Raw genomic sequence first — 2,519 nt, forward strand, 5'->3', positions numbered from 1 at the left:
GGAAAAACAATAGAAGTGGCCGCTGATCGCGCTTTTGATCAGACAAAAACGGTGCTGCCGGCTGAAATGGCTCGGGGAATTTACATGCGTAATTCCCCGAGCCTGCAGGCGCTTAAATTACTGCACTTGATGATAGGCACAGCAGCCGGTCGCATGGCCGATGATGTGCGCCATGAAATCCGCCTTGCAGATATTCGCGCCATTGAGGGCATGAAAAATCACGACCGTGCATCAATCCGACCTCTATTTGAGGATTTGCGCGGCGTTGTTATGACGTTTGATGATCCGGCAGCACTGCAAGAAACTATAGGTGGCATCATTGATCATGCTGTAATTGATTATCGTCATGAAACGACAGGTGAAATTCTCGTTTCTTGGTATTTCGGGCGCATGTTTCGAGATATGGCGGCTAAATCGAACCATTGGGCAATTTTAGACCGCCAGACCGTTTTTCATTTAACCAGCAAATATTCTGTGCTGTTGTTCCAGCACATTACGTCATTGATCAACCTGCAATTCATTAATGAAAAAAACTTTAGTATACCGGAATTGCGCGCTTTGCTGGGTGTTACTGAGGGAAAACTAGAAGCATTTGGACACCTAAATGCTCGTGCAATTCAGCCGGCAATTGAGGAAATTAATCACCTATCGCGCTTCACTTTAAAGGCTACCCCCAAGAAAATAGGTCGCACTGTCGTCGGCATTACAATTTCATGGGCGCAAAAGACTGATAGAGCGCCTGTAGCAAAGGAGCTAGGCGCATCCAAGGTCGGGCGCAAGGCGCGACAGCAAGGCAAATCAGAGACGGTTTATGAGCCTTTTCCGGCGGAAGGATCAATTCACTTCACCAAATGGGAGAAGCTGGCGCGCCAGCATGTGCAAGTATCGGAGCTACCAGACCTTAGTTTTCTCAGCAATCGATTCCGTAGTTTTGCCAAAAATCGAAATCTTGAGCTAACAGCGCACAACATTGAACAAGCTTTTATAAACTGGTGCGCTAAATACAAACTGTGAATTTCCAAGATCCAGACTTAACGTATTATGGCCAATTGTTTGTGTTGAAAATCATTAACTTAAATGTGCAATAGTCATCATGATTGCCACTATGGCAGCCATAAGGATAGTCATTATGTCGACAGAGTCTCTGACCTATAAAGAACTTGCTAAAAGGCTCAACATTAAGCTTACCTCCGCCCGTAGGACGGTCATGCGAAAGAAGTGGCAGCGCATTAAGGGTAATGACGGCGAAACTCGTGTTTTGGTGCCATTGGTAGCATTAGATAGTCATAATGATAGTCATAATGATAGTCGCAATGACAGTCAGATAAGAGAATTACAGGCGAAAGTTGATGCTTTAAATGAGTTGCTATCATCTGAGCGCCAAAGAGCCGACATATGCGAGAAACGTGTTGTATCTGCTGAAGCTGATCGTGATCGTTGGTATGCCGAGGCAAACAAACCTTTATTTAAGCGCTTATTTGGATGATTTGGGGAGAAACAAATGAACAATGATCAGGTCTTATTTGAACTGAAACGAATTAGTGCGCAGATTGAGGGGCTCCGTGATTCGAGACTTACTAGAGTCGTGGATATGGGATTGGGGGGCGTGTTGGCGCTTTTAGGCCTTATTCTCTGGCGTATTTGGTAGCGCGCTTTGGACGAAGACGAAAAGGCTATCATGGATGAAGGCTGGGAGTGCTAACTCGGCCAGCCTCAAACCTCAAAATCAAATATTATGGAAAACGCAGTATTTCCCGTTGCCGCTTTCATACTCGCCTACGCTACCGCCAGCCATTGAGCAGTAAATGCTCGGATATTTGCCAAACTCTTTAGCTGAAATCATACCTTGCAGATAAATCGTCACCAGCACACCTAAAATAACCCCTAGAAGCAGCATGGACGATAGCCACACCCAGAACCCTCCAAAATAGCGCCAAGCCTCTCTGCGGGCTTCTCCGGCGTTTTTTGAGTATATTCTGGCAGCATTCAAAATCTCTTGATGACTATTTGTAATCGCCGAGCTTGCCGCCTTACTGGCAGCGCTGCTTGCGTCTTGCTGAACTTGTTGCTGTAATTTCGCAAAACCGTTGGAAACTGAACGCTCCAATTTTTCCGCAGCCATCGTAAAAGTCGTAACATCTTCAGTAATTTTATCGTTGATCACGCTGGCTTCGGGATAAGACAGGCTAGACAGCTTTAACTGTTTGATGTCGTTTCGCAGGAGCGTCAGTTCATCCGCGAAAATCGTGAACGGGTCTTTGCCGCCAGATGCCTTACTCATTTGGTTCGCCCGCCTTTTCATCCAGCAGGACAAGCAGATCCGCTACGGCTTTTTGATCAATCTCTCTGGTTAAACCGGCACGGATTCTTTCTGCTAGATATTTTGCGCGTCTGCCATCTTTGAGCGCATCATTAATTAAGATCGAACCGACAATGATTTTACGCCGTGTTTCAGTTGCCTTCGCTTTGGCTTTTAAGCGCTGTAGCTTGGCTTCGGCTTCTTTAATTTTCTGCTCAAT

General features: G+C 45.9%; 4 protein-coding genes. 2 read left to right on the forward strand and 2 right to left on the reverse strand.

The genetic code is table 11. The features are described 5' to 3' along the window. Positions 1–1,014 (forward strand): replication initiation protein (locus tag ABD333_RS47295; RefSeq protein ID WP_344549488.1); only part of this gene is annotated, 1,014 nt, incomplete at its 5' end. Between the two features lie 79 nt (positions 1,015–1,093). Further along, positions 1,094–1,486, forward strand: coding sequence for a hypothetical protein (locus ABD333_RS47300; protein ID WP_344549489.1), 393 nt, complete (start codon positions 1,094–1,096; stop codon positions 1,484–1,486). A 240-nt stretch (positions 1,487–1,726) separates the two neighbouring features. On the opposite strand, the gene ABD333_RS47305 is transcribed toward ABD333_RS47300, so the two are convergent. Together ABD333_RS47305 and ABD333_RS47310 are read right to left on the reverse strand one after the other, a co-directional pair. Then, entirely contained in the window at positions 1,727–2,281 is a 555-nt protein-coding gene (locus tag ABD333_RS47305) for a hypothetical protein (RefSeq protein ID WP_343808566.1), read from the reverse strand. Further along, positions 2,274–2,519, reverse strand: a 246-nt coding sequence (locus ABD333_RS47310) for a hypothetical protein (RefSeq protein ID WP_344549490.1), incomplete at its 5' end; no start/stop codon positions are given. The genes ABD333_RS47305 and ABD333_RS47310, both read right to left, overlap by 8 nt.

The sequence above is a fragment of the Actinomadura fulvescens genome, from assembly GCF_039533225.1.
Lineage (GTDB): Bacteria > Actinomycetota > Actinomycetes > Streptosporangiales > Streptosporangiaceae > Spirillospora > Spirillospora fulvescens.

What these genes read in the sequence shown, in the direction of transcription:
- ABD333_RS47300 (WP_344549489.1), top strand. Translation starts at nt 1,094, where the DNA reads ATGATTGCCACTATGGCAGCCATAAGGATAGTCATTATGTCGACAGAG.
- ABD333_RS47305 (WP_343808566.1), bottom strand. Translation starts at nt 2,281, where the DNA reads ATGAGTAAGGCATCTGGCGGCAAAGACCCGTTCACGATTTTCGCGGAT.